Raw genomic sequence first — 22,301 nt, 5'->3', positions numbered from 1 at the left:
CCCGCAAAGTCGGTGCACGGCGACTTCGACGCGAAGGCGTCGGCCGCCAGAAAGCCATGACCTGCCAGGTCATTGATCGCGTGCCCCAATTCGCGAATGATTCGCTTGTCGCCACATGGAAGATCCTCATGCAACGCAGAGCATTTTTGCAACTCGCCACCGGCTTGGTCGCCTCAAGCGTGCTGGCCGGATACGCATCGCCGCTATGGGCGGGTACAAAGGAACAAATCGGCGAAGCGAAACGCTTTCGCGCCAGTCGGCGATACATGCAGACATCGTTTGGGCGCATCGCTTACGTCGAGCGCGGCAGCGGCGAAGCCGCGCTTTTCTTGCACGGTTTTCCGCTCAACAGCTTTCAGTGGCGTGGTGCCCTGGAGCGCCTTTCGCCGTATCGACGCTGCATCGCGCCGGATTTTCTCGGACTGGGCTACACGGAAGTTGCGCCCGGACAAAGCGTGGCGCCGGACGCGCAAGTCGCCATGCTTATCGCCTTGCTCGATGCACTTGGCGTGGGTCGGGTGGATGTGGTGGGCAGCGATAGCGGCGGCGCAGTCGCCCAGTTGTTCATAACCAAACATCCCGAACGCGTTCGCAGCTTGCTGTTGACCAATTGCGATACGGAGCACGAAAGTCCGCCGGCCGCGATGAAGCCGGTCATCGCGCTGTCCCACGAGGGCAAATTTGTGGATACCTGGCTGGCGCCGTGGCTCGCGAACAAAACGCTGGCGCGTTCGCCGCAAGGTATCGGCGGCATGTGCTTTGCAGATCCGACGGACCCGACCGACGAAGCGATCGATTGCTACTTCACGCCGTTGGTCAGTTCGCCGCATCGCAAAGCGTTGGTGCATGCGTATGCGATTGCGTTGGAAAACAACCCGCTCGCCGGGATTGGCGCCGCGTTGCGGCAAAGCAGAGTTCCTACGCGCATCGTTTGGGGCATAGACGATACGATTTTTTCGTTCGCGGGCGCGGAATATCTCGATCGCACGATGGGCCGTTCGCTCGGCATACGGCGTGTGCCCAACGCCAAATTGTTTTATCCGGAAGAGCGACCGGATCTCATTGCCGAAGAAGCGCGCAAGCTTTGGAAGACGGTTTGACTGTTTATTGGCGGTCCCCACTCAAGGGACCGCCACGTCGTGATTCAGTTGACGGCAAACGCATTGCGCGTGAGGTTTTCGGGCTCGCTGTCCGTGCACACGACATCATCCTCGATGCGAATGCCGCCGTAGGGTCGGAACGCCTCCACTTTGGCCCAGTCGATATCTTTGGCGGCGGGCTTTGCGCGCAGTTCTTCCAACAGCATGTCGATGAAATACAAACCGGGCTCGATGGTGACGATCATGCCCGGTTCCAGCACACGCGTCATGCGCAAATAGGGGTGACCTTCCGGGCGCGGAATACTGCCGCCGTGCTCGTTTGCCTGGAAACCCGCGACATCGTGCACCTGCAAGCCGATCGGATGACCGAGTCCGTGCGGAAAAAACGTCGACGTCACGCCCGATTGCACTGCGCTTTCGGCACTCATGCGGATCACACCGTGCTCGCGCAGCACATCGGCCAGTACATGATGCGCATGGATGTGTAGGTCCGGATAACTCTGTCCGGCTTTCACTTTGGCGGCGAAACTTTGTTGCGCACGATCGACACTGTCGATCAGGGCCTGGAATTCGTGATGCCCCGTCGCAGCATACGTGCGCGTGATATCGCTGGCGTAACCGGATGCGCTGCCGCCGGCATCGATCAGAAACGAACGGCTTTGTTTCGGCGGCGTGCGATCGAAATTCGTGTAGTGCAGCACCGCGCCGTGTTCGTTCAAGCCCACGATATTGGCATACGGCAGTTCCGCAGCCGTTTGCGCGGCTGCGGCCAGATACGCCATCTGGATGCCGAATTCGCTTTCGCCCGCACGGAATGCTTTTTCCGCAGCGCGATGCGCGCGCGTACCGACGCGGCTGGCTTGGCGCATCAAAGCCAATTCATAGGGCGTTTTGTAGCTGCGATGCCAGTGCAGGTAGTTCACCACCGCTGGCGGATTGTTCGCTTCGACGCCGTGAATGCTTGGGCATTCCGGCGCGATCACCGCACGATGGCCTTTCGGCAACGCGTCGACGGCTTCGGCAAACGTGTGCACCACCGTGATGTCGAACTGATCCACCCAGTAACCGCTCGGTGCGTCTGGCACCACGTGCCAGTAATCGTGCGGCTGCACGAAGATCAGCTTCGGCTTGTTGCCCGGCGTGTAAACCATCCAGCTGCCCGGTGCATTCGTCAGAGGCAGCCAATGAAGGAAATGCGGATTAGCGACGAAGGGGTAATCCTGGTCGTCGAGGTATTTGCGCAAGGGCGTGCTGGCGGCGATCAGCAGATGATCGAAATTGCCCAAGGCCAGCGCCTTGTCCGCGCGTTGGCGCAGGGTGGCGATGTGTTGGGCGTACAGCGGAGCAAGATCGTGACTCATGCGAAAGTCCAGCAGTTCCTGAGTCCCTCAGTGTACTGCGGGCGGCGCGGCGAGCGCCGTGCGATTCACACGGTCACGACTGCTGCAACCAGCGTTCCAGCAGCGCCGCGTCCGCCGTGCCGATGGCGATGATCCGATAACCGGACCAGATCTGCCCCGGCGTGGCGGCCGGTTCGTGCCATTGCTCCTGGATACCGACTTCGATGGTCGGCAAGGTGCCGTCGTGGGAAGGCAGGGGCAGGGCGACTTGATACACCGCTTCGCTGCGTGGTGCGTGATGTCCGATCAGCAGCATGCCGTTGCTGGACAGATTGCCAAGATGACCCAGCGGTTGACTGGTGATCACATCGGTCACCGTCACGGCGAAATCGGGTTGCTTGCGCGGGGCGCGGCGTTGTTCGGGCGAATTCATGAGCGGGCTTCCGGCAACGACGACGCGGGACGCAGCAAGTTGGTGGTCAACGCATGCCATGCGCGATCCAACAGATTGTCTTGCTGCGGCGGCAATTCGCGCACACGATCTTCGGCGATGGCGCGGGCGAGTTCCTGCAGGTTCATGACGTCGCTGCGTTGGCCGCGGCGATTCACAAACAGACTATTGCCCGATACCGGCGAGAACCACGCCAGCTTGTATTGCGTGGTCTTGTCGCTCGCCCTGTCGATAAATTCGAACCATGTGCCGAACGGCAATTGACGCAGGTGGTTGAAGATGCGCGCTTCGCGCAAACCCAGCGGTGGTACGACCGCAGCGTGCGTCGGTTGCGGAGCGGCTGCTTCCTGATTGCGTTGCTCGCCCAGGCGTTGGCGCTGTTTCAAGCGAATAGCCAAATCGGTGGCGCTGGGCGCATCGGCCGTACGCACGATGGGCGGTTGCGGTTTCGGCGCAACCACCGGCGGTGCGGTCGGCGCTGGCGGTTGCTTGGGTTCTTCCTGGGCGACGGGCGTATCGACGACTTCCGGAAAGTCGAGGATCAACTTCTCCGGCGCGGCAGGCTCAGCCGGTTCGACACTTGTCGGCGCTTCCGCGCTGATCAAACGCTGCGCTACTTGCTCGGATTCATCGACATTCATGCCGATTTGCTGCAGGCCGATTTCCACGTCCAGCCGTAACGCCGCCGCATCGCTGACCGGGAACTGCCCGAGCAACTGATCGGTGACGCGCAGTTGATGCAGGAACGAATCGCTGTGTTCGCCATGACGCAGCAGCGTCAGCGCCAACACGTCCGTCCATGCGCGTTCGAGCAGCGTGCGCAACAAGCCACGCGGTGCGGCGACGGCGAAGCGTTCGGCCATCAATTCGTCGGCGCGACGGCGCGCTTGCTCCAAACGCTCGCGACCTTGCATGGCTTCGACGTGGCGACGCTCGGTCGCTTGCGCTTTGCGTGCGAGCTGACCAAGGTGATGTTCAATATCGGCGAGCAAGCTGGTGTAGAGGCCGGCGGTCGGCGGCTCGTTCTGCGTGCGCTCCACCAACTGCGTGAGTTTGGCGAGCAACTGGTGGTCGGTCTCACCGTTCGGTCCCTGCATCCAGGTGTCGATGGTTTCGGTGAGCTTGCCGAGCATTTGACGAGCTGGGTGCTCGCGTCGATTGAAAAACTCGCGATCGGTCACCGCCAGTCGCAACAACGGCAGTTGCAGATTACCGAGCAATGCCCGGGCATCCGGACCTTGATGCAATTGGTGCGCGAGCTGTTCGAACAACAGAGCGACGAGTTCGACTGTGTCGCCTTGTTCGGTCGTCAGCTCCATGCGCGGCGCGCCGGCCGGCTGGCCGACGTTGAGTTGCTGCACGAGCTCTTCATGCAAAAGCTGCGCGCTGCGGAGTTCGCGGCTGGTGCGATCCGTCACTTGGATCATATGTTGCTGCAGCGCCGACAGCGCAGTTTGCAATTCGTCCGCCGTTGCGGTGCGTACGCCGGGCGCTGGCGCCGTGCTGTGCGCGCCGACGCGCTGGCGCGCGAGCAGATCGCGCAAGGTTTCCAGCACGGCGATCGGCTCGTTGCTGCGTTCCGTTGCTGGAGCAGGCGCGGCTGCAGGTGCTGGCGCGGCCGGACCCGTTGCGCCCGCGTGAGCGGGGCCGTGCGTAGGCCGCACGACCGCAAAGGCGCGCAATTGCGGCAGGATGCCGTCGGCGAGCAATTTGTTGTTGACGCCTTCGTACAGAGAAACCAGGGTGGCGCCGACGCTGCTTTCGAACACTTGCAACAAAATCAGCCGGTGTTCGATCGGCAGATTCATCGGATCGCTGGCGATGCGCAGAATGCGCGCCATGTTTTGCGGGCCGACCGGCAAGGCTTTGCCTTCCAACGGCGGCGATGCCACCAGTACGGCCAAGCGATACGACAATTCGGACAGCATCTGTCCGTTATGCGCTTCGGCGCGCGCCGCCAGTTTGTCGAGCGCGGCGGTCAATTCGTGTTCGGTGCGATCGAGCAGCGTGAGCGAATGCAGACTCGACAATTGGCTGGACGGATCGTCTTCCGCGTCGCCCATGCACTCGAAACTTTCGCGCAGTTTGGCGGAGAACAATTGCAGGAACGCCGTGCGTCCTTGTTGCACCTGGTGACGGCTATCGAAAAAGCGCTGCTGCTCGAGGTGGCCGCGAGACTTCTCGGCTTGCGCGTACAGCTGCTTGTCGAAGCGATCCAGGCACAGGCGCATCGTGGGTTCGAGCCAGTGATCGCACTGCACGCAGGCGGCATCGATCAGTTTGCGCGTACGCAGAGGCATCCGCCCGAGGTCGGCATGGCTGCCGCCAGCGGCAAACGGTGGATGAACCTTCGGCTCGACGTCCATGACTTGCTTTCCCCTGAAGTTCCCCTGCGGGAAGTGTAAGCCTGTTCCCGTGCCTCGTCATGGGTTGGAAGGGGGAGCCGCTTAGTCCAGAAAGCTTGCGATGACGTCGTTGAGGAAGCGTTGGCCCAGAGGGGTGGTGCGAAGGATGTGCGGATCGTTTTCCAGCCAGCCTTTGTCGCGGCCCGCAACGAGGCCGGCCGCGATCCGGGCCTGGGGGAGGCCGGTACGGGCGCTGAAATCCTCCGCCGGCACGCCATCGATCAGGCGCAGGGCGTTGAGCATGTATTCGAACGGCAATTCGCCGGCCGCCACGGCCGCGTGGCCGCCGATGCGCGCGGGGCCGCCGGCGGCCTCCAGGTAGGCGTTGGGGTGGCGGGTTTTCCACCGACGCGACACTTCGTTGCGGGCGGTATCAGTGACTTTGCCGTGCGCGCCCGCGCCTATGCCCAGGTAATCGCCAAAGCGCCAGTAATTGAGGTTGTGCTGGCAGCGCCGGCCGGCTTGGGCGTACGCGGATATTTCGTATTGGGTGTAACCGGCGTCGGCCAGTTTGGCTTCGCAGGCCTCCTGCATGGCCCAGGCCGCATCGTCGTCGGGCAGCGGCGGCGGATGGGCGGCGAAGACGGTGTTGGGTTCAAGGGTCAATTGGTAATGCGAGATATGTGTGGGGCGCAGGGCGACTGCGCGATCCACGTCGTTCAGCGCGCCGGGCAAGGTTTGCTCCGGCAGCGCGTACATCAGATCGAGATTGATATTGTCGAAGCCAGCATCCTGCGCTGACTTCACCGCCGCTTCTGCCTCGCTTGCGGAGTGGATGCGCCCCAACCGCTTCAGTTTGGCGTCGTCGAAACTTTGAATGCCGAAAGAAATACGGTTGACGCCGGCGGCGAGATAGCCGTCGAAGCGTCCATGTTCGACCGTGCCCGGATTGGTTTCCAGTGTGACTTCGCAGGCATCCGCAAAGACCAGGCGTGCGCGTGCGCCGTCGAGAAAGCGGGCAATCAAGTCCGGCGCGAAAAGGCTGGGTGTGCCGCCGCCGAAGAACACGCTGACAATCGGCCGATTTTCCAGTGCGGCGCCGAAATCGACGCGATCCGCGTCGAGATCGGCCAGCAGCGTGTCCACGTAAGTCGCGTACGGCGGTTCGCCGCGCAAACCGTGCGAATTGAAATCGCAGTACGGGCATTTCTTCACGCACCAAGGCATGTGAACGTAAAGCGCCAGCGGTGGTGCGACCCACGACATATCAAGCCTTCAATTCGGCGACGCGCGCGTGCAGTTTCGTCAAAGCTTGCCCGCGATGGCTCAGGCGATTTTTTACATCGGGTTCGAGTTCCGCTGCGCTCAGCGATTGCTCATGCGGCAGAAACAACGGGTCGTAGCCGAAGCCGCGCTCGCCGCGAGGTGCGTCCAGTACGCGCCCGTGCCAGCGTCCCTCCGCGATCAACGGTGCGGGATCTTCCGCGTGCCACAACAGCGCGAGCACGCAGATAAAGAAAGCGCCACGTTGTTCGGCCGTCACGCCATCGAGTTCGCGCAGCAAGCGTGCATTGTTGGCGGCGGAATCGCCGTGCGTGCCGCTGTAGCGCGCGGAATACAAACCTGGCGCGCCGCGCAGATGCGCGACGCACAATCCCGAATCGTCGGCTAGCGCGGGCAAGCCCGTGGCGAGCGACGCGTGACGCGCTTTGAGCAGCGCGTTTTCGACAAAGGTGAGGCCGGTTTCTTCGGCATCCTCCACACCCAATTCGGACTGGGGGATCACTTCGAAATGGCTGTCGGCGAGCAGCGCGCTGAATTCGGCGAGCTTGCCGCGATTGCTGCTGGCGAGAACGATACGTTGCATAAACTTTTTGACGTGCGTGAAAGAGACGCCGCGAAGGCGTCAGTTCGATTCCAGAGCGGCGCGTTGCAAGCCGATCAATTCGCCGATGCCTTTTTCGGCGAGATCGATCATCGCGTCCATTTCAGCACGACGGAACGCATGGCCTTCCGCGGTGCCTTGCACTTCGATGATGCCGCCGCCGTCGTTCATCACCACATTCATGTCGGTGTCGCAGTTGGAATCTTCGTCGTAATCCAGGTCGAGCACGGGCGTGCCCTGGTAGACGCCGACCGATACCGCCGCCACTGCGCCGATAATCGGGTTGCGGCGGAGATTCTCGCGCTTCATCAATACATTCACCGCATCGACCAAGGCCACATAGGCGCCGGTGATGGCGGCGGTGCGGGTGCCGCCGTCCGCTTGCAGCACATCGCAATCGAGCGTGATGACGCGTTCGCCCAGCGCCTGGCGATCCACGCAGGCGCGCAGGCTGCGGCCGATCAATCGCTGGATTTCCATGGTGCGACCACCCTGGCTACCGCGCGTGGCTTCGCGCTGCGTGCGCGTGGAGGTGGCGCGGGGGAGCATGCCGTATTCGGCGGTGACCCAGCCTTCGCCTTTGCCGCGCAGCCAGATCGGCATGCGATCTTCGACGCTGGCCGTGCACAGCACGCGGGTGTGGCCGAAGGCGACCAGCACCGAGCCTTCCGCGTGGCGGGTGTAGTGGCGCTCGATAGAGATGTTGCGCATTTGGTCGTGGGCACGACCGCTCGGGCGGGACACTGTCATAGGCTCATTGGGCAAGTGAGGGCGGTACAGTTTACCATTGGCCCCTTTCCTTACTGTTCGGGACCCGAGTTTCCATGATCCGCAGCATGACCGCCTACGCGTCCGCCGAAGCCAACACCTCCGTAGGGGCGCTGACGTGCGAGCTGCGTGCGGTCAATCATCGTTACCTGGAACTCAGCCCGCGCATGCCGGAAGACATGCGGGTGTTCGAATCTTCGATGCGCGAGCGCATTGCCGCACGCTTATCGCGCGGCAAGGTGGACGTGGTCGTGCGTCGCGGGGAATCGTGCAGCGAATCGCTACAGGTGGACAGCACCATGATCGGACGCCTGTCCGAACTGGCGCTGGACCTGGAAGCCCGCTTCCCGCGCATGCGCATCGAATTCACCGAGCTGTTGCGTTTCCCCGGCGTGCTTCAACACGCCGAAGCGGACCAGGACGCACAGCAGGCCGCGTTGCTGGACGTGCTGGATCGGGCGTTGGATGCCTTGACGGCGACGCGTGAGCGCGAGGGCGCGAAGCTTGGGGACATTCTGCGCGAACGCCTTGACGGGATCGAACGCATCGTCGCCGACGTGCGCGGCTGGATGCCTGAGATTCGCACCGCCTTGCGCGCGCGACTCGAATCGCGGCTAGCCGATCTGAAGCAGCCGGCCGACCCGGGTCGCTTGGAGCAGGAGCTGGTGCTGCAGGTCACCCGTACGGATGTGGACGAAGAGCTCGATCGCCTCAGCACGCATATCGCCGAAACGCGCCGTGTGTTGGGTTTGAAGGAGCCGGTCGGTCGTCGCCTGGATTTCCTGATGCAGGAATTCAATCGCGAGGCCAACACTTTGGGCTCCAAATCGGTGGACTCGCGTACCACCAACGCGGCGGTGGAATTGAAAGTCCTGATTGAGCAGATGCGCGAACAAGTGCAGAACATCGAATGAGTGCGCACACCGCCAACAAGGAACGTGTCGAAGGCACACTCTTTATCGTTGCGGCTCCATCAGGTGCGGGCAAATCGACGCTCGTGAACGCGTTGCTTGAGCGCGAGCCGGATATTTCGCTGTCGATTTCGCATACCACGCGTCCGCCGCGCCCAGGCGAGCAGTACGGTCGTCACTATTATTTTGTGGAGCGCGCGGATTTCGAGCGCGAGGTGGCCGAAGGCATCTTTCTCGAGCACGCCGAAGTGCACGGCAATTTTTACGGCACGTCGCGCAACACCGTGCAAGGACTGCTGGAGCAAGGGCGCGATGTCTTGCTGGAAATCGACTGGCAAGGCGCCGCGCAGATTCGCAAGGCCAAACCCGATTGCGTCAGCGTGTTCATCCTTCCGCCTTCACGGCCGGAACTGGAGCGTCGCTTGCGCGGCCGCGGTTCGGATAGCGAGGAAGTCATCGAGCGCAGACTGCGCAATTCGCGCGGCGAGATCGCCCACGCCCACGAGTTCGACTACATCATCGTCAACGACCGGTTCGAGGACGCGTTGGACGGCCTCCAAGCCATCGTGCGGGCCGTTCGCCTGCGCACGGAGCTGCAGTGTCAGCGCCATGAAAGCTTGATTCGCGAACTCTTGACCGCAACCTGAACACCAAACCCCGATTACTGTACTGGCCCGGATAGCATTAGGCCTCTAGTTCAGTTAACGTCTTCACTTTCCTGCCACCCCCCTGGCCATGATCGATACCGCACAAGTCCAATCCGACGATCGTACGCTGGTGCGCATTCGTGGCCTGACCACGGTGCTCAACGGCAAAACCGTGTTCAATAAATTGGACTTGGATATCCCGCGCGGCAAAGTCACGGCCATCATGGGTCCCAGCGGCACCGGCAAGACCACCTTGCTCAAGCACATCACCGGGCAGATGCGTGCCGATGCGGGCGAAGTTCTGGTCGACGGGCAGAACGTGGCGGCGCTTCCGCGCGAGGCGCTGTTCGCGCTGCGCGAGCGTATCGGTTACCTGTTCCAGAACTCCGCGCTGCTGACCGATTTTGACGTGTTCGAAAACGTCGCGTTTCCGCTGCGCCAGCACACCAAGTTGCCGGAAGTGCTGATTCGCAACATCGTGCTGACCAAGCTGCAAGCCGTGGGTTTGCGCGGCGCGGCCTCGCTGATGCCGACCGAGCTTTCCGGCGGCATGGCGCGTCGCGTGGCGTTGGCGCGCGCGATCGTGTTCGATCCGATGCTGATTCTTTACGACGAACCGTTCGTCGGGTTGGACCCGATTGCGCTCAATCAGGTGCTTAAGCTGATCCGCACGCTCAACGAAACGCTGGGCTTGACCAGCGTGCTGGTGGCCCACGAGTTGGAAGCGATCAAGCAGGTGGCCGATCACGTGTATCTGATCGCCAACGGCAAAGTGGTGGCGCAGGGCGATCCCAAAACCATCGCCAATGACGGCTCGCCGTGGACCCGCCAGTTCTTCGGCGGTGACCCGGACGGCCCGGTGCCCTTTCAATATCCGGCCGACGATTACGCGCAGGCCCTCGGTTTCAAAGAAGGTGCGGCATGAGCGCGCGAGTAGAGCACGAAAATATCGTTGTCGGATCGCTGGCGCAGATCGGCCGCTGCGGTCTTTTCTTGCTGCGCATTCTTTCGGCCATTCCGCTCAGCATGCGGCATGCGCAAGAGACGGTGCGGCAGTTGTGGTTTGTCGGCGCGATGAGCCTCACCATCATCATGACGTGCGGACTGTTCGTCGGCATGGTGCTGGGCTTGCAGCTTTATCACGTGCTGGCGATTTTCGGCGGTACGTCGGCGACGGGTTCGGTGGTGGCGCTGGCGGTGTATCGCGAGCTTGGGCCGGTCGTGACGGCGCTGTTGTTCGCCGGCCGCGCCGGTACGTCGATCACCGCTGAAATCGGCTTGATGCGCGCGACCGATCAGATCGCCGCGATGGAAATGATGGCGGTGGATCCCATCGCCTATGTCATCGCGCCGCGTTTTCTGGCCGGCCTGATTGCGATGCCACTCTTGTGCTGCGTGTTCTGCGGGCTGTCGATTTTCGGCGGCCACATCGTGGCGGTGGATTGGCTGCGCGTCGACAACGGCACGTTCTGGTCGAACATGACCGCAACCGTCAATGTGTGGGACGACGTGATCAACGGCATCGTCTGGAAGAGCGTGGTGTTCGGTGCGGTGGTATCGCTGATCGCCGTATTCCAGGGCTACACCACGCCGCCTACCAGCGAAGGTGTGGCCTACGCCACCACGCGCACCGTTGTGACTTCGTCCATTGCGATTCTCGCGCTGGATTTCGTGCTCACCGCTTTCCTGATGTGACCATCATGACTATTCGTTTCTTTTTGAGGACTACGCCGTGAGCCAGAGAAAATCCTACGCCGTCGGCACCGGCATGTTTATCGTGCTCGGTTTCGCCGCACTGGTTTATCTGGCCACGCAAACGACTTCGGTCGTCAACACGCACCAGGGCGCCAGCTACACCGTTAGCGCGCAGTTCGCGAACATCGGCCAGCTTAAAGACCGTGCGCCGGTGAAAGTGGCGGGCGTGCGCGTGGGGCAGGTGCAGTCGATCAAGCTGGATCCTGGCAAAGACGTGGCGGACGTCAAATTGCAGATCGACAAAAAATACAACGAGATTCCCGCAGACTCGGTCGCGGTGATCTACACCAGCGGCTTGCTGGGCGATCAATATGTCGGCCTGCAATACGGCAATGCTAAGAATTATCTTGCCGATGGTGGCAGCATCGGATTGACCAAATCGACGCAGCCGCTGGAAGAAATGCTCGGCAAATTCTTCGGCGCGGGCGGTTCGGCCGATGCGATCGGCGGCAGCTACAAAGTCACGGCGCACTTCACCAATGTGGGCGCGCTGACGGCCGGCGCGCCGGTGAAGATGGCGGGCGTGGCCATCGGCAGTGTGTCGGACGTGAAGGCCGACCCGGTGAAACTGGACGCCACCGTCACGATGACCATCAACAACCGCTACAACCAGATTCCGGACGATTCGGCGGCGGCCGTGTTCACCAGTGGTTTGATCGGCAGCCAGTATGTTGCGATCCAACCGGGTGGCTCGCCGAATTCGTTGAAAAACGGTGACCAGCTTGTGCTGACGCAGTCGGCGATGCAGCTGGAAGATTTGATCGGCAAGTTCCTGGTAAATGGTTCGTCCAGCGGCAATACCAACAATGCCGGTGGCAACGGTTCGTCCAATCCGCCCGCCGGCAAACATTGATCCGGCTTTACGAGGAGTCATCCATGTTGCGTCATTTGGCTATTGCCACCGCCATCGCCCTGGGCACCGTCGTCGTTGCTGCGCCGGCTTTCGCGCAGAGCGCGCCCAGCGCGCCGACGTCCAATGCGGCCACACCGCAGGCCGTCGTGGAGGACATCACCAACAAGCTCGATACGCAGATTGCCGATCACAAGGCGCAGCTGCAGAACAACAAACCCAAGCTGGTTGCCGAGATCAACGAGATCTTCCTCCCGCACTTCGATACGGATTGGGCGTCGATTCTCGTGTTGGGCATGCACGCACGCGACGCCACACCGGAACAGCGTTCGCGCTTCGCCAAGGCGTTCTACACCTCGCTGACCAACCGCTACGCGGAAGGCTTGCTGAGCTACACCAAGGGCACGGTGAAAGTGTTGCCGTTCGCCGGCGAGCTCAATCCCAAGTACACGGTGGTGAAGACCCAGGTGACTACCGACGACAAGAAACAGATTGCGGTGAACTACGTGTTCCATCAGGCCGCCGACGGTCAGTGGAAGGCGTATGACGTGATCATCGAAGGCATCTCCTACATCACCAACTATCGCAATCAGGTCGACGCCGAGATCAAGAAAGAAGGTCTGGACAAGCTGATCGCCGAGCTGGAAACGCAGGGCGACAAGGCGCTGCAGCAGATGGAACAGGAAGACAAAGGCAATGGCGCCAAGTAAGTCGGGCCAATTTCGGGTCAGTTCCGACGTGCCGGATACGGTTTCCGTATCCGGCACGCTGAATTTCGCCACGGCGGCGGGCGCGCTTGAGGCGATGCGAAGCGCGTTCGCAAAGAACGACCGTCATACGTTGGATCTTTCCGACGTGGACACGTGCGACAGCGCGGGTCTCGCGTGCGTGCTGGCGGCACTGTCGGAAGCCGATAACGACGGACGCCACGTGGTGGTGCGCCACGTGCCTGCAGGCATGCAGGCGTTGGCGCGCGTTTGCGGCGTAGAGCCTTTCTTGCACTGATCGTCGTTCGACCGAAACAGGCATAAAAAAAGGGCTCCGATGAGCCCCTTTTTTTGTGTGCGGCTTGCTTACGCTCAGCCGCCGCCGGATTTCTGCTGCTTCTGTTGTTGTTCCCACTGCTGTTGCTGCTTGAGCAGTTCTTCCGGATCGTAGTTCTGATTGTTGTTGTTCGATCCGTTGCCGCCCTGCTGCAGTTTCAGCATCACGTCCGCCGGCGGGTTGCCGTCGTAGATCTTGTTGAGGCGGTTCTGGCGCCACGCGTCGCGCACGAAGGCATACGGGTCGTAGGCCGTCTTCAGGAAGCTGTCGGCGTCGAGCAACTGCGCGCGCATCTGGATGAAGTACACCACTTCCGGGAAGTAATACTGGCCGTAGTGGAACTTGTGGTTACGCTCGAAGTAGCTGAGCGGATCGAACAGGTAACCGTCCACCGGGTACTGCCACACGTCGCGGAAGTTGGACGGGCCCAGCAGCGGCACCATCAGGAAGTCGCCCTCCGGTACGCCCCAGCGAGCCAGGGTGATGCCGAAATCGGTTTCCTTGATCGGAATCTGCATCTTCGTGGCCGGATCGAAGAAGCCGGCCACGCCCACCGTCATATTGATCAGGAAGCGGCCCGTGTCCGTGATGGCGTCGCTCGGGCGCGCCTGGAGCAGGTTGTTGGCGATGCTGATCGGCAGCTTGATATTGGTGAAGAAGTTGCTGACCGAGGTCTGGACCGGTTTGGGCGTGACCTTGGTGTAGCCCACGGCCACCGGACGCAGCACATGCGTGTCCAGCGCCATGTTGAAGGCGTAGCTCTTGCGGTTGAATTTCTCCAGCGGGTCGTCGGTCCGGGGCGGCGCGATGGCGCAGCCCACGAGCAGGGTCATCATGGCGACCGCGGGCAAAAGTCGGATTAGGGAAGCGAATCGGGGCAGGGAGGGCATCGATTGGGGGTCCGCTGCAAAGGGTCAGTGATAAAAATTGTACTTTTTAGTTCTATATTGTGCACGCATTATGAATGCTGAATCGGATTGGATCGAGCTGGCGCGCAAAGGACCGGCATGATAAGAGTCAATCGCGTTGCCAGCCAAGTGGCCGGCCGATAAACTGTACGACCGCATAAGTTTCTATAGTTTAAGGATTTCTCATGGCCCGCATTACCGTGGAAGACTGCCTTGAAGTGGTCGACAACCGTTTCGAACTGGTGTTGATGGCGACCAAGCGCGCCCGCCAGCTCGCCAACGGCGCCGACCCGGCCGTCAACCCTGACAACGATAAGCCCACCGTGTTGGCGCTACGTGAAATTGCCGACCGTCGCATCGACCAGGTGACGATCGACGAGATCGACCGCGCCGAACGCGAACGCGCCGAACGCGAAGCGCTGGAATGGGCGGCGCAGGAAGTGGACGACGATCTCTCCAAAGGCGGAGATGACTGATGGATGGAGGCGGCTGTCGACAGTGTCGTCGTCACGCCGGTAACGCCGGAGCGTTTAACTGCGCACTGCGCTCACGCTGCCTTCGTCCTTGCCGTTTCCCCATCGATAATGAGGCGGTCGCCTGAACGGGCGTCGTGAACCCATGACAGCGGCCACGCATCCCGCACCCGAGGATACGTCCGCACTGCCTCCTTATGTGCTTGCGCTGAAAGAGCGCATCGCCTATCTGCCCGAGCAACATGTCGCACGCGTGGTACGCGCGTACCAGGTGGGCGCCGTCGCGCACGAAGGGCAAACGCGCAAGAGCGGCGAGCCGTACATCACGCATCCGATCGCCGTGGCCAGCATCCTGGCCGAGTTCGGCATGGACGCGGAAACCATCATCGCCGCGATCCTGCACGACACGCTGGAAGACACCGAACTCACGCGGCCGCAACTCGCGGGCGAATTCGGCGAACCCGTGGCCGAACTGGTCGACGGCGTCACCAAGCTGGACAAGATGCGGTTTTCCAGTCGCCAGGAAGCAGACGCGGAAAGTTTCCGCAAAATGCTGCTGGCGATGGCGCGCGATCTGCGCGTGATCTTGATCAAGCTGGCCGACCGTTTGCACAACATGCGCACGCTCGGCGCCAAAGACGCGCCATCGCGTCGCCGCATCGCGCGCGAAACGCTGGAAATCTACGCGCCCATCGCGCAGCGATTGGGCATGAACAAGATCAAGGCGGAGCTGCAGGATCTGGGCTTCCGTGCGCTGCATCCGGACCGCTATCGCGTGATCAGCGAACGCATTCGCGCTGCGCTGGGCAATCGCCGCGAAGCGATGAGCCGCATCGAAGGCGCATTGACGGCGCGCCTGGTCGAAGAACGCATTCCTGTGCGCGTGGTCGGGCGCATCAAGTCGCCGTGGAGCATCTACTCGAAGATGCGCAGCGAGCATAAAAGCTTCGCTCAGCTGATGGACGTGTACGGCTTCCGCGTCGTGACCGATAGTGCGATGAGCTGTTACATGGCGCTGGGCGTGGTGCATGCGTTGTACAAACCGGTGGATCGCCGCTTCAAGGATTTCATCGCGATTCCCAAAGCGAACGGCTATCAGTCGTTGCACACCGTGTTGCTGGGGCCGTTCGGCGCGCCGATCGAAGTGCAAATCCGCACCGAGGAAATGGATGCGGTGGCCGAGCGTGGCGTCGCTGCGCACGGCGCGTACAAAACCGAAAGCGGTCCGGCGAACAGCGCGCAGGCGCGTGCGCGCGAATGGCTTTCCGCGCTGGCGGACAGTCAGGCAAATACGCCTTCGTCGACCGAGTTCATCGAGAACGTCAAGATCGATCTGTTCCCGGACGAAACGTATCTGTTCACGCCACGCGGCGACATTCTTTCGTTGCCGCGCAGCGCTACGGCGTTGGATTTTGCTTACGCCGTACATACCGACGTGGGCGATCACGCCGTTGCCGCGCGCGTCGACAAGAAGCTGTTGCCGCTGCGCACGCGCTTGGAATCGGGTCAGTTGGTGGAAATCATCACCGCACCTTCCGCCGTGCCGAATCCGGCGTGGCTGGAATTCGTGGTGACGGGCAAAGCGCGCACGGCGATTCGCCAATATCTGAAACATCTGCAGCATGAGGATGCGGTCGACTTCGGTCATCGCATGCTCGACCGCGCGCTCGATGCGTTGGGCACCAGTCTCGACGCCATCCAGCCCGACGTGCTGGAAAAGTTTCTGCATAAATCCAAGCTCAAGCGCCTGGAAGAATTGCTGGCCGATATCGCGCTCGGCAATCGCATGCCTGATCAGGTGGCCAGTCAACTGGTCGCGTCGCGCGGTACGTCCGCACGCGGCGCCGCCACGGCGCATCCGGCGGAGAACATCCGCATCACCGGCGCCGAGCGCGGTGTGCTCAGCTTCGCCAATTGCTGCCACCCGCTGCCGGGCGACGACATCATCGGTTACTTGTCGCCAGGTAAGGGCATCGTCGTGCATCGCACGGAATGCCCGAATGTCGCCGAGTTGCGCAAATCGCCGGAACGTTGCGTGGCGATCGAATGGGATCGCGATGTGCAAGGCGATTACCGTGCCGAGTTGCGCATCGAGGTCATCAATCGCCCTGGCGTGCTCGCGACCATCGCCGCCGCCATCGCCGCTGCGAATTCCAATATCGAAAACGTCGAATACGTCGAGCGCGATATGTCCGCGGCGACGTTGCTCTTCGCCATCGAGGTGAGGAACCGCAAGCATCTGGCGGAAGTGATTCGACGCGTGCGGCGTACGGGCGTGGTGAGCGGCGCGTATCGCTATCCGCTGTAGCGTGGGATTCGCTCCGCCTCTCGAAGTTGAGAGGTACAGGCGCGCTACACTCCTACTTTCGCCTCAATGGATGATCCCCATGCCTCGCACCATCATCTCCACCGAGAAAGCTCCCGCGGCCATCGGTCCGTATTCGCAAGCCGTCCGCGCCGGCAACACGGTGTACTTTTCCGGGCAGATTCCGCTCGATCCGTCCAGCGGCATGTTGGTCGAGGGCGATATCAGCACGCAGGCGCGTCGCGTGTTCGACAATTTGAAGGCGGTCGCCGAAGCGGCTGGCGGATCGTTCGATAAATTCGTGCGCGTGGGTATCTATGTCACCGACTTGGCTAACTTCACGGCCGTCAATGCGGTGATGAACGAATACTTCCAGGCGCCATATCCGGCGCGCTCCACGATCGAAGTGTCCGGCCTGCCGAAGGGCGCGCACGTGGAAGTGGATGCCATCATGGTCTTGGACTGATGGAACGGCGGGCTGACTGCTGACAGGTTTCGTCCGCAGTTAGGCTCGCCAAACCTGCGCGCTCGGTTAGTCTTGTCTCGATGGCCGTCACCAAACGTCAATCCGCACCTGCGCCGACCGATGATCCTGGCAAGCTGCCAGTCACGGCTTTGGGCGGTGTCGGCCCAGCGCTGGTCGATTTGCTGGCGCGTTTGGGTTTGCAGCGCGTGCAGGATTTGTGGTTCCACTTACCGTTGCGCTACGAAGATCGCACGCATCTTGTTCCGCTGGAGGATCTGCGCCCGGGTATGCGTGCGCAGGTGGTGGGCACGGTGGAAGCGGTCGAGAAAGGTTTTCGCTATCGCCCACAATTGAAAGTCGCCATCGGCGACGGCGTGATGAACACGCTCTTGCTGCGATTTTTTCATTTCAATCGTTCGCAGGCCGAACAGTTTCGTCCCGGCGTGCGCGTGCTTTGCTACGGCGAAGTGCGCCAGGGTTCGGGCAGCCTAGAGATGGTGCATCCGCAATATCAGCGCTTGGCGGAAGACGCGGCCGTCGCGCTCGACGAGCGGCTCACACCGGTCTATCCCACCACGGAAGGATTGGGGCAGAAACGATTGGGCGGTGTGATCGCCAAAGCGTTGCAGCTGCTTCCGGAGGATGCGGATCTGGAATTGATACCGCCTTCGTTGTGCGGCACGTTTGGTCTGACGTCGTTGCGTGAAGCGCTGTTGTATGTGCATCGACCGCCTCCTGATGCGCGCATGGATCAATTGATCCAGGGTCGCCATCCTTCGCAACAGCGCCTTGCGTTCGAAGAATTGCTTACCCAACATATGAGCCTCAAACGCTTGCGCGCCGCGGTGCGTGAGCGGCGCGCACCGGTGTTGGGCGGCGATGGAGCGTTGCGGCAGCGCTGGTTGAAATCCTTGCCGTTCCAGCTCACGTCAGCGCAACAACGTGTAAGTGAAGAAGTTGCCACCGATATCGTGCAGCCGCGTCCGATGCTTCGTCTCGTGCAAGGCGATGTGGGTTCGGGCAAAACCGCGGTAGCGTGCGCGGCGGCGCTGGCTGCCGTGGAAGCCGGCTATCAGGTGGCGCTGATGGCACCGACGGAATTGCTCGCCGAGCAACACCTGCGCAATTTTCGCCAATGGCTCGATCCGCTCGGCATTGCTGTCGAATGGCTCGCAGGCAAGCAGCAAGGCAAGGCGCGTCAGCAAGCGATGCGTCGCGTGGCGGAAGGCGCATCGGTAGTGATTGGCACCCATGCATTGATGCAAGAAGGTGTCGAGTTTGCGAGCCTGGGTCTGGTGATTGTGGACGAGCAGCACCGCTTCGGCGTGCAGCAGCGCTTGGCGCTACGGGATAAAGGTTTAGAAGGCGAGTCAGTGCCGCATCAACTGGTGCTCACCGCAACGCCGATTCCGCGCACGCTGGCGATGAGCGCTTACGCGGATTTGGATATTTCCGCGATCGACGAATTGCCCCCCGGCCGCACGCCGGTGCAAACGATTGCCATCTCCAACGCACGGCGCAGCGAAGTGATCGAGCGTATCCATGCCGCCTGCACGGAAGGTCGGCAGGTGTATTGGGTTTGCACGCTGATTGAAGAATCCGAGCAATTGCGCGCGCAAGCTGCCGAAGCGGCGCATGCCGAACTGACGCATGCGCTAGCCGATTGCCGCGTCGGCTTGATTCACGGGCGCATGAAGCCGAAAGAAAAACAAGCGGTGATGGATGCGTTCAAGACCGGCGAACTCGCTGTGCTTGTCGCCACCACCGTGATCGAGGTGGGTGTGGACGTACCCAATGCGAGCTTGATGGTGATCGAAAACAGCGAGCGGCTCGGCTTGTCGCAATTGCATCAGCTGCGTGGACGCGTTGGGCGCGGCGCGATCGCTTCCAATTGCGTGCTGCTTTATCAGCCACCATTAGGCCAACTTGCGCGCGAGCGCTTGCAAGTGATGCGTGAGACCAACGACGGTTTTCGTATTGCCGAAAAAGATCTTGAGCTGCGCGGTCCTGGTGAGGTGTTGGGAACGCGCCAGACCGGTCAGTTGAGTTTCCGCATGGCCGATTTGGCGCGCGATGCGCATCTGTTGCCGGCCGTGCAGCGCGTGGGCGAACAGATGTTGGCGCGTCATCCGGATCAGGCGGCGCGTTTGATCGAGCGCTGGATCGGCGGCGCGGCGCGCTATGTGAACGCTTGAAGCAATTCCGCTTTCCTCATACGCCGATTAAGCTAGCCGGTCGGAATTAGGGAAACGCCATGAGCAAGCCGCAACTTCTTATCGATACCGATCCGGGCGTGGACGATGCGCTGGCCATTTTGATGGCGCACGCGCATGCCGACGTGCTCGGCTTGAGCATCGCCGCCGGCAACGTGGGTCTGGCGCATACGGTGCGCAATGCGCGCACGTTGGTCGATTTGGTTGGCGCGTCGACGCCCGTCTTCGCGGGTTGTCCCACACCGCTGGTGCGATTGCCCGAAGAAGACGCAGCATTTGTGCATGGGCGCGATGGTTTAGGCGATGTCGGTTTTCCAGAACCCACGACAAGTACGTCGGGCGAGCACGCTGCGTTGGCCCTGTTGCGTCTGACGCGCGAACGGCCGGGCGAGGTGACTTTGGTGGCATTGGCGCCGCTGACCAATCTCGCGTTGGCGTTACGACTCGACCCTTCATTACCTCAGCGTGTGAAACGCCTTATCGTGATGGGCGGCGCAGTGACCGGTCACGGCAACACCGATCGCGTGCCGGCGGAATTCAATGTCGGCTTCGATCCCGAAGCGGCGCACATAGTGTTCGAGAGTTTTCCGGATTTCGATCTGGTCGATTGGGAACTCACACTTCGCCATGCCTTCGATGAGGAAGAATTCGATCGTTGGCTGGCCGCCGGCGATCACCGTGCGGATTTCTTCGGTCGCGTGTTCAAAATCGCTCGCGAGGCCAACCGGCGCCGTGAGCGGCGAGGCATCATCGCGGCCGACGCTTTGGCGATGGCGGTCGCGATCGATCCGTCCGTGGTGGTTCGCAGCGAGCGCCGCCATGTCGGGGTCGAACTGGATGGCCGCCTGACGCGCGGCGCTACCGTCGTGGATTGGGGTCATCGGCTTGGTTTGCCCGCGCGGGCCAATATCGTGCTGGAGCTGGATCAGGCCAAGTTCGGGGCGATGGTGCGGCGGGCGCTGGGGGCGGAGCGGGGCGCTTGAATTCGGGCGTTTCGCAGGTTGACCCAGAGGACGGGCCGTCGATATAATGCCGCTCTTGTCTCCACCGGTTTGAGTCCGTCATGAAGCCCGATATCCATCCGAATTACCGCCAGGTGGTGTTCCAGGACCTGTCGTCTGAGTTCGCGTTCCTGACGCGTTCGACGATTGCGACCAAGGAAACCGTCAAATGGGAAGACGGCAACGAGTACCCGCTGGTCAAGGTGGATATCTCCAGCCACTCGCACCCGTTCTACACCGGCAAGCAGAAAGTCGTCGACGCCGGCGGCCGCGTGGACAAGTTCCGCCGCCGTTACGCGCAGAAGTAATTGCTGCGACCTGCCTCGCTGGCAGGTTCAACGAATTCGCACAAGGCAGGCCTCGCGCCTGCCTTGTGCTTTTTCACGTTTGTCAATCCGACCATTCGCGGTCGGATTGAACCGTAGTTCATGTGCGATAATGGATCGGATGCATCGGCGCTCCCCACGTTGATGCGCCTTTCCCTTGCCGGCTGGTCGCCGCTTTGCGGTTGCCCCGGTGGCGATCCATTTGTAGGAGGTTTCCGTGTCCGATTCCAAATCCGTCAAGCTGGTAGATGAGTCCAACGGCCGCAGCAGCGAGCTCCCTTTGCTGACCGGCACGATTGGCCCCGCCTGCATCGACATCGCACCGCTCTACAAGGACACCGGGCACTTCACCTACGACCCAGGTTACGGCAGCACAGCCAGCACCAAGAGCGCGATCACCTACATCGACGGCGACCAAGGCGTGTTGATGTATCGCGGCTATCCGATCGAACAGCTGGCCGAAAAATCCAACTTCCTCGAAGTGGCTTATCTGTTGCTCAACGGCGAGCTGCCCAGCAAGACGCAGTTTGCCGCCTTCGACAACGAGATCACGCATCACACGATGATGCACGAATCGCAGAAGAATTTTTTCCAGGGCTTCCATCACGACGCGCATCCGATGGCGATGCTCGCCGCTTCCATCGCCTCGCTGTCGGCCTTCTATCATGAAGATCTGGACGTCGAGAATCCGGAAGACCGCAAGTTGGCCGCGATCCGTCTGATCGCCAAGATGCCGACCATCGCCGCCGCGTGTTACCGCTATTCGATCGGCTGGCCGTTCCGTTATCCGCGCAACAACCTCGAATACGTCAACCGCTTCCTGCATATGATGTTCGAAGTGCCGAGCGAGCCGCTGGAACTCAGCCCGGTGTGTGCGAAGGCGTTGGATCTGCTGTTCATTCTGCATGCCGATCACGAACAGAACGCGTCCACATCCACGGTGCGCCTGGTCGGTTCCACGGGTGCGAATCCATATGCGTCGATCGCCGCAGGCATCACTGCGTTGTGGGGTCCGGCTCATGGCGGCGCCAACGAAGCCGTGCTGAAGATGCTCGAAGAAATCGGTTCGCCGGATAAGGTGGAAACCGCCGTTAAGCGCGCCAAAGACAAAAACGACAACTTCCGTCTGATGGGCTTCGGCCATCGCGTGTACAAGAACTTCGACCCGCGCGCGAAGATCATTCGCGAGATGTGCCACAAGGTGTTGTCCGAGCTCGGCGTCAACGACCCGCTGCTCGACGTGGCGATGAAGTTGGAAGAGGCCGCTCTGAAGGACGATTACTTCGTCGAGCGCAAGCTTTACCCGAACGTCGACTTCTATTCCGGCATCATCTACAAGGCGCTGGGCATTCCGACCGAAATGTTCACGGTGATGTTTGCTATCGCGCGCACCGCCGGCTGGATCGCGCATTGGATCGAACAGCACGAAACGCCTGGTTCGCGCATCGGCCGCCCGCGCCAGTTGTACGTGGGTTCCGACAAGCGCGATTACGTGAATATCGACAAGCGCTGA

At 61.4% G+C, this 22,301-nt stretch carries 22 protein-coding genes; 15 read left to right on the top strand and 7 right to left on the bottom strand.

The window, feature by feature from the left end; all coding sequences use genetic code 11:
- Positions 1-128 precede the first annotated feature (128 nt).
- Positions 129-1,100 carry an alpha/beta hydrolase gene (locus L0U79_RS17795; RefSeq protein WP_233843562.1) on the top strand — a complete coding sequence of 324 codons (972 nt, stop codon included), beginning with the start codon at positions 129-131 and terminating at the stop codon, positions 1,098-1,100.
- Positions 1,101-1,144: 44 nt separating this feature from the next.
- Here L0U79_RS17795 and pepQ read toward each other — a convergent pair whose 3' ends face one another.
- The 6 genes from pepQ to rph form a co-directional block, all read right to left on the bottom strand.
- On the bottom strand, positions 1,145-2,461 hold the full coding sequence (gene pepQ / locus L0U79_RS17790; RefSeq protein WP_233843561.1) for a Xaa-Pro dipeptidase: 1,317 nt from the start codon (positions 2,459-2,461) through the stop codon (positions 1,145-1,147).
- Positions 2,462-2,534: 73 nt separating this feature from the next.
- Entirely contained in the window at positions 2,535-2,873 is a 339-nt protein-coding gene (locus L0U79_RS17785; protein ID WP_233843560.1) for a PilZ domain-containing protein, read from the bottom strand.
- The gene (locus L0U79_RS17780) at positions 2,870-5,257 is read right to left on the bottom strand and encodes a DUF1631 family protein (RefSeq protein ID WP_233843559.1); all 2,388 of its coding nucleotides are present in this window, start codon (positions 5,255-5,257) and stop codon (positions 2,870-2,872) included. The genes L0U79_RS17785 and L0U79_RS17780 overlap by 4 nt, the downstream gene beginning before the upstream one ends.
- Positions 5,258-5,338: 81 nt before the next feature.
- Positions 5,339-6,502 (bottom strand): radical SAM family heme chaperone HemW, encoded by a 1,164-nt coding sequence (hemW, locus tag L0U79_RS17775; protein WP_233843558.1) that lies wholly within the window; start codon positions 6,500-6,502, stop codon positions 5,339-5,341.
- A gap of 1 nt (position 6,503) precedes the next feature.
- Positions 6,504-7,103 carry an RdgB/HAM1 family non-canonical purine NTP pyrophosphatase gene (gene rdgB / locus L0U79_RS17770; protein ID WP_233843557.1) on the bottom strand — a complete coding sequence of 200 codons (600 nt, stop codon included), beginning with the start codon at positions 7,101-7,103 and terminating at the stop codon, positions 6,504-6,506.
- Between the two features lie 39 nt (positions 7,104-7,142).
- On the bottom strand, positions 7,143-7,871 hold the full coding sequence (rph, locus tag L0U79_RS17765) for a ribonuclease PH (protein ID WP_233843556.1): 729 nt from the start codon (positions 7,869-7,871) through the stop codon (positions 7,143-7,145).
- Positions 7,872-7,945: 74 nt separating this feature from the next.
- Between rph and L0U79_RS17760 the strand changes: the two genes are divergently transcribed.
- The 7 genes from L0U79_RS17760 to L0U79_RS17730 all read left to right on the top strand — a co-directional run bounded on the left by L0U79_RS17760 (position 7,946) and on the right by L0U79_RS17730 (position 13,057).
- The gene (locus tag L0U79_RS17760) at positions 7,946-8,803 is read left to right on the top strand and encodes a YicC/YloC family endoribonuclease (protein ID WP_233843555.1); all 858 of its coding nucleotides are present in this window, start codon (positions 7,946-7,948) and stop codon (positions 8,801-8,803) included.
- A complete protein-coding gene (gmk, locus tag L0U79_RS17755; protein ID WP_233843554.1) occupies positions 8,800-9,447 on the top strand; it encodes a guanylate kinase in 648 nt (215 codons plus the stop codon). The genes L0U79_RS17760 and gmk overlap by 4 nt, the downstream gene beginning before the upstream one ends.
- Before the next feature lie 88 nt (positions 9,448-9,535).
- Positions 9,536-10,372 carry an ABC transporter ATP-binding protein gene (locus L0U79_RS17750; protein ID WP_233843553.1) on the top strand — a complete coding sequence of 279 codons (837 nt, stop codon included), beginning with the start codon at positions 9,536-9,538 and terminating at the stop codon, positions 10,370-10,372.
- Positions 10,369-11,142: a lipid asymmetry maintenance ABC transporter permease subunit MlaE gene (gene mlaE, locus L0U79_RS17745; RefSeq protein WP_233843552.1), complete on the top strand. Its 774-nt coding sequence runs from the start codon at positions 10,369-10,371 to the stop codon at positions 11,140-11,142. Before L0U79_RS17750 ends, mlaE begins: the two co-directional genes overlap by 4 nt.
- A 37-nt stretch (positions 11,143-11,179) precedes the next feature.
- A complete protein-coding gene (gene mlaD / locus L0U79_RS17740) occupies positions 11,180-12,055 on the top strand; it encodes an outer membrane lipid asymmetry maintenance protein MlaD (protein WP_233843551.1) in 876 nt (291 codons plus the stop codon).
- A 23-nt stretch (positions 12,056-12,078) separates the two neighbouring features.
- Positions 12,079-12,762 carry an ABC transporter substrate-binding protein gene (locus L0U79_RS17735; RefSeq protein ID WP_233843550.1) on the top strand — a complete coding sequence of 228 codons (684 nt, stop codon included), beginning with the start codon at positions 12,079-12,081 and terminating at the stop codon, positions 12,760-12,762.
- Complete coding sequence (locus L0U79_RS17730) at positions 12,749-13,057, top strand: STAS domain-containing protein (protein ID WP_233843549.1); 309 nt, start codon at positions 12,749-12,751, stop codon at positions 13,055-13,057. Before L0U79_RS17735 ends, L0U79_RS17730 begins: the two co-directional genes overlap by 14 nt.
- A 74-nt stretch (positions 13,058-13,131) precedes the next feature.
- On the opposite strand, the gene L0U79_RS17725 is transcribed toward L0U79_RS17730, so the two are convergent.
- Entirely contained in the window at positions 13,132-13,932 is an 801-nt protein-coding gene (locus tag L0U79_RS17725; protein WP_233843548.1) for a VacJ family lipoprotein, read from the bottom strand.
- A gap of 257 nt (positions 13,933-14,189) precedes the next feature.
- Between L0U79_RS17725 and rpoZ the strand changes: the two genes are divergently transcribed.
- The 7 genes from rpoZ (at position 14,190) to L0U79_RS17690 (ending at position 22,301) form a co-directional block, all read left to right on the top strand.
- Entirely contained in the window at positions 14,190-14,480 is a 291-nt protein-coding gene (gene rpoZ / locus L0U79_RS17720; RefSeq protein WP_233843547.1) for a DNA-directed RNA polymerase subunit omega, read from the top strand.
- A gap of 142 nt (positions 14,481-14,622) precedes the next feature.
- Entirely contained in the window at positions 14,623-16,785 is a 2,163-nt protein-coding gene (locus L0U79_RS17715; RefSeq protein ID WP_233843546.1) for a bifunctional (p)ppGpp synthetase/guanosine-3',5'-bis(diphosphate) 3'-pyrophosphohydrolase, read from the top strand.
- A gap of 79 nt (positions 16,786-16,864) precedes the next feature.
- Positions 16,865-17,248: a RidA family protein gene (locus L0U79_RS17710; protein WP_233843545.1), complete on the top strand. Its 384-nt coding sequence runs from the start codon at positions 16,865-16,867 to the stop codon at positions 17,246-17,248.
- 80 nt (positions 17,249-17,328) lie between these two features.
- On the top strand, positions 17,329-19,443 hold the full coding sequence (gene recG / locus L0U79_RS17705) for an ATP-dependent DNA helicase RecG (RefSeq protein ID WP_233843544.1): 2,115 nt from the start codon (positions 17,329-17,331) through the stop codon (positions 19,441-19,443).
- Positions 19,444-19,502: 59 nt separating this feature from the next.
- Complete coding sequence (locus L0U79_RS17700; RefSeq protein ID WP_233843543.1) at positions 19,503-20,444, top strand: nucleoside hydrolase; 942 nt, start codon at positions 19,503-19,505, stop codon at positions 20,442-20,444.
- A gap of 80 nt (positions 20,445-20,524) precedes the next feature.
- A complete protein-coding gene (locus L0U79_RS17695) occupies positions 20,525-20,770 on the top strand; it encodes a type B 50S ribosomal protein L31 (RefSeq protein WP_233843542.1) in 246 nt (81 codons plus the stop codon).
- Between the two features lie 235 nt (positions 20,771-21,005).
- A complete protein-coding gene (locus L0U79_RS17690) occupies positions 21,006-22,301 on the top strand; it encodes a citrate synthase (RefSeq protein WP_233843541.1) in 1,296 nt (431 codons plus the stop codon).

The sequence above is a fragment of the Dyella sp. 2HG41-7 genome, from assembly GCF_021390675.1.
GTDB lineage: Bacteria > Pseudomonadota > Gammaproteobacteria > Xanthomonadales > Rhodanobacteraceae > Dyella_B.
This window is presented reverse-complemented; position numbering and strand designations above follow the sequence as displayed.

What these genes read in the sequence shown, in the direction of transcription:
- rdgB (WP_233843557.1), bottom strand. Translation starts at nt 7,103, where the DNA reads ATGCAACGTATCGTTCTCGCCAGCAGCAATCGCGGCAAGCTCGCCGAA.
- L0U79_RS17750 (WP_233843553.1), top strand. Translation starts at nt 9,536, where the DNA reads ATGATCGATACCGCACAAGTCCAATCCGACGATCGTACGCTGGTGCGC.
- mlaE (WP_233843552.1), top strand. Translation starts at nt 10,369, where the DNA reads ATGAGCGCGCGAGTAGAGCACGAAAATATCGTTGTCGGATCGCTGGCG.
- rph (WP_233843556.1), bottom strand. Translation starts at nt 7,871, where the DNA reads ATGACAGTGTCCCGCCCGAGCGGTCGTGCCCACGACCAAATGCGCAAC.
- L0U79_RS17795 (WP_233843562.1), top strand. Translation starts at nt 129, where the DNA reads ATGCAACGCAGAGCATTTTTGCAACTCGCCACCGGCTTGGTCGCCTCA.
- L0U79_RS17780 (WP_233843559.1), bottom strand. Translation starts at nt 5,257, where the DNA reads ATGGACGTCGAGCCGAAGGTTCATCCACCGTTTGCCGCTGGCGGCAGC.
- L0U79_RS17785 (WP_233843560.1), bottom strand. Translation starts at nt 2,873, where the DNA reads ATGAATTCGCCCGAACAACGCCGCGCCCCGCGCAAGCAACCCGATTTC.
- L0U79_RS17760 (WP_233843555.1), top strand. Translation starts at nt 7,946, where the DNA reads ATGATCCGCAGCATGACCGCCTACGCGTCCGCCGAAGCCAACACCTCC.
- L0U79_RS17715 (WP_233843546.1), top strand. Translation starts at nt 14,623, where the DNA reads ATGACAGCGGCCACGCATCCCGCACCCGAGGATACGTCCGCACTGCCT.
- gmk (WP_233843554.1), top strand. Translation starts at nt 8,800, where the DNA reads ATGAGTGCGCACACCGCCAACAAGGAACGTGTCGAAGGCACACTCTTT.
- L0U79_RS17735 (WP_233843550.1), top strand. Translation starts at nt 12,079, where the DNA reads ATGTTGCGTCATTTGGCTATTGCCACCGCCATCGCCCTGGGCACCGTC.
- L0U79_RS17700 (WP_233843543.1), top strand. Translation starts at nt 19,503, where the DNA reads ATGAGCAAGCCGCAACTTCTTATCGATACCGATCCGGGCGTGGACGAT.
- L0U79_RS17730 (WP_233843549.1), top strand. Translation starts at nt 12,749, where the DNA reads ATGGCGCCAAGTAAGTCGGGCCAATTTCGGGTCAGTTCCGACGTGCCG.
- rpoZ (WP_233843547.1), top strand. Translation starts at nt 14,190, where the DNA reads ATGGCCCGCATTACCGTGGAAGACTGCCTTGAAGTGGTCGACAACCGT.
- hemW (WP_233843558.1), bottom strand. Translation starts at nt 6,502, where the DNA reads ATGTCGTGGGTCGCACCACCGCTGGCGCTTTACGTTCACATGCCTTGG.
- L0U79_RS17725 (WP_233843548.1), bottom strand. Translation starts at nt 13,932, where the DNA reads ATGATGACCCTGCTCGTGGGCTGCGCCATCGCGCCGCCCCGGACCGAC.
- L0U79_RS17710 (WP_233843545.1), top strand. Translation starts at nt 16,865, where the DNA reads ATGCCTCGCACCATCATCTCCACCGAGAAAGCTCCCGCGGCCATCGGT.
- L0U79_RS17695 (WP_233843542.1), top strand. Translation starts at nt 20,525, where the DNA reads ATGAAGCCCGATATCCATCCGAATTACCGCCAGGTGGTGTTCCAGGAC.
- recG (WP_233843544.1), top strand. Translation starts at nt 17,329, where the DNA reads ATGGCCGTCACCAAACGTCAATCCGCACCTGCGCCGACCGATGATCCT.
- pepQ (WP_233843561.1), bottom strand. Translation starts at nt 2,461, where the DNA reads ATGAGTCACGATCTTGCTCCGCTGTACGCCCAACACATCGCCACCCTG.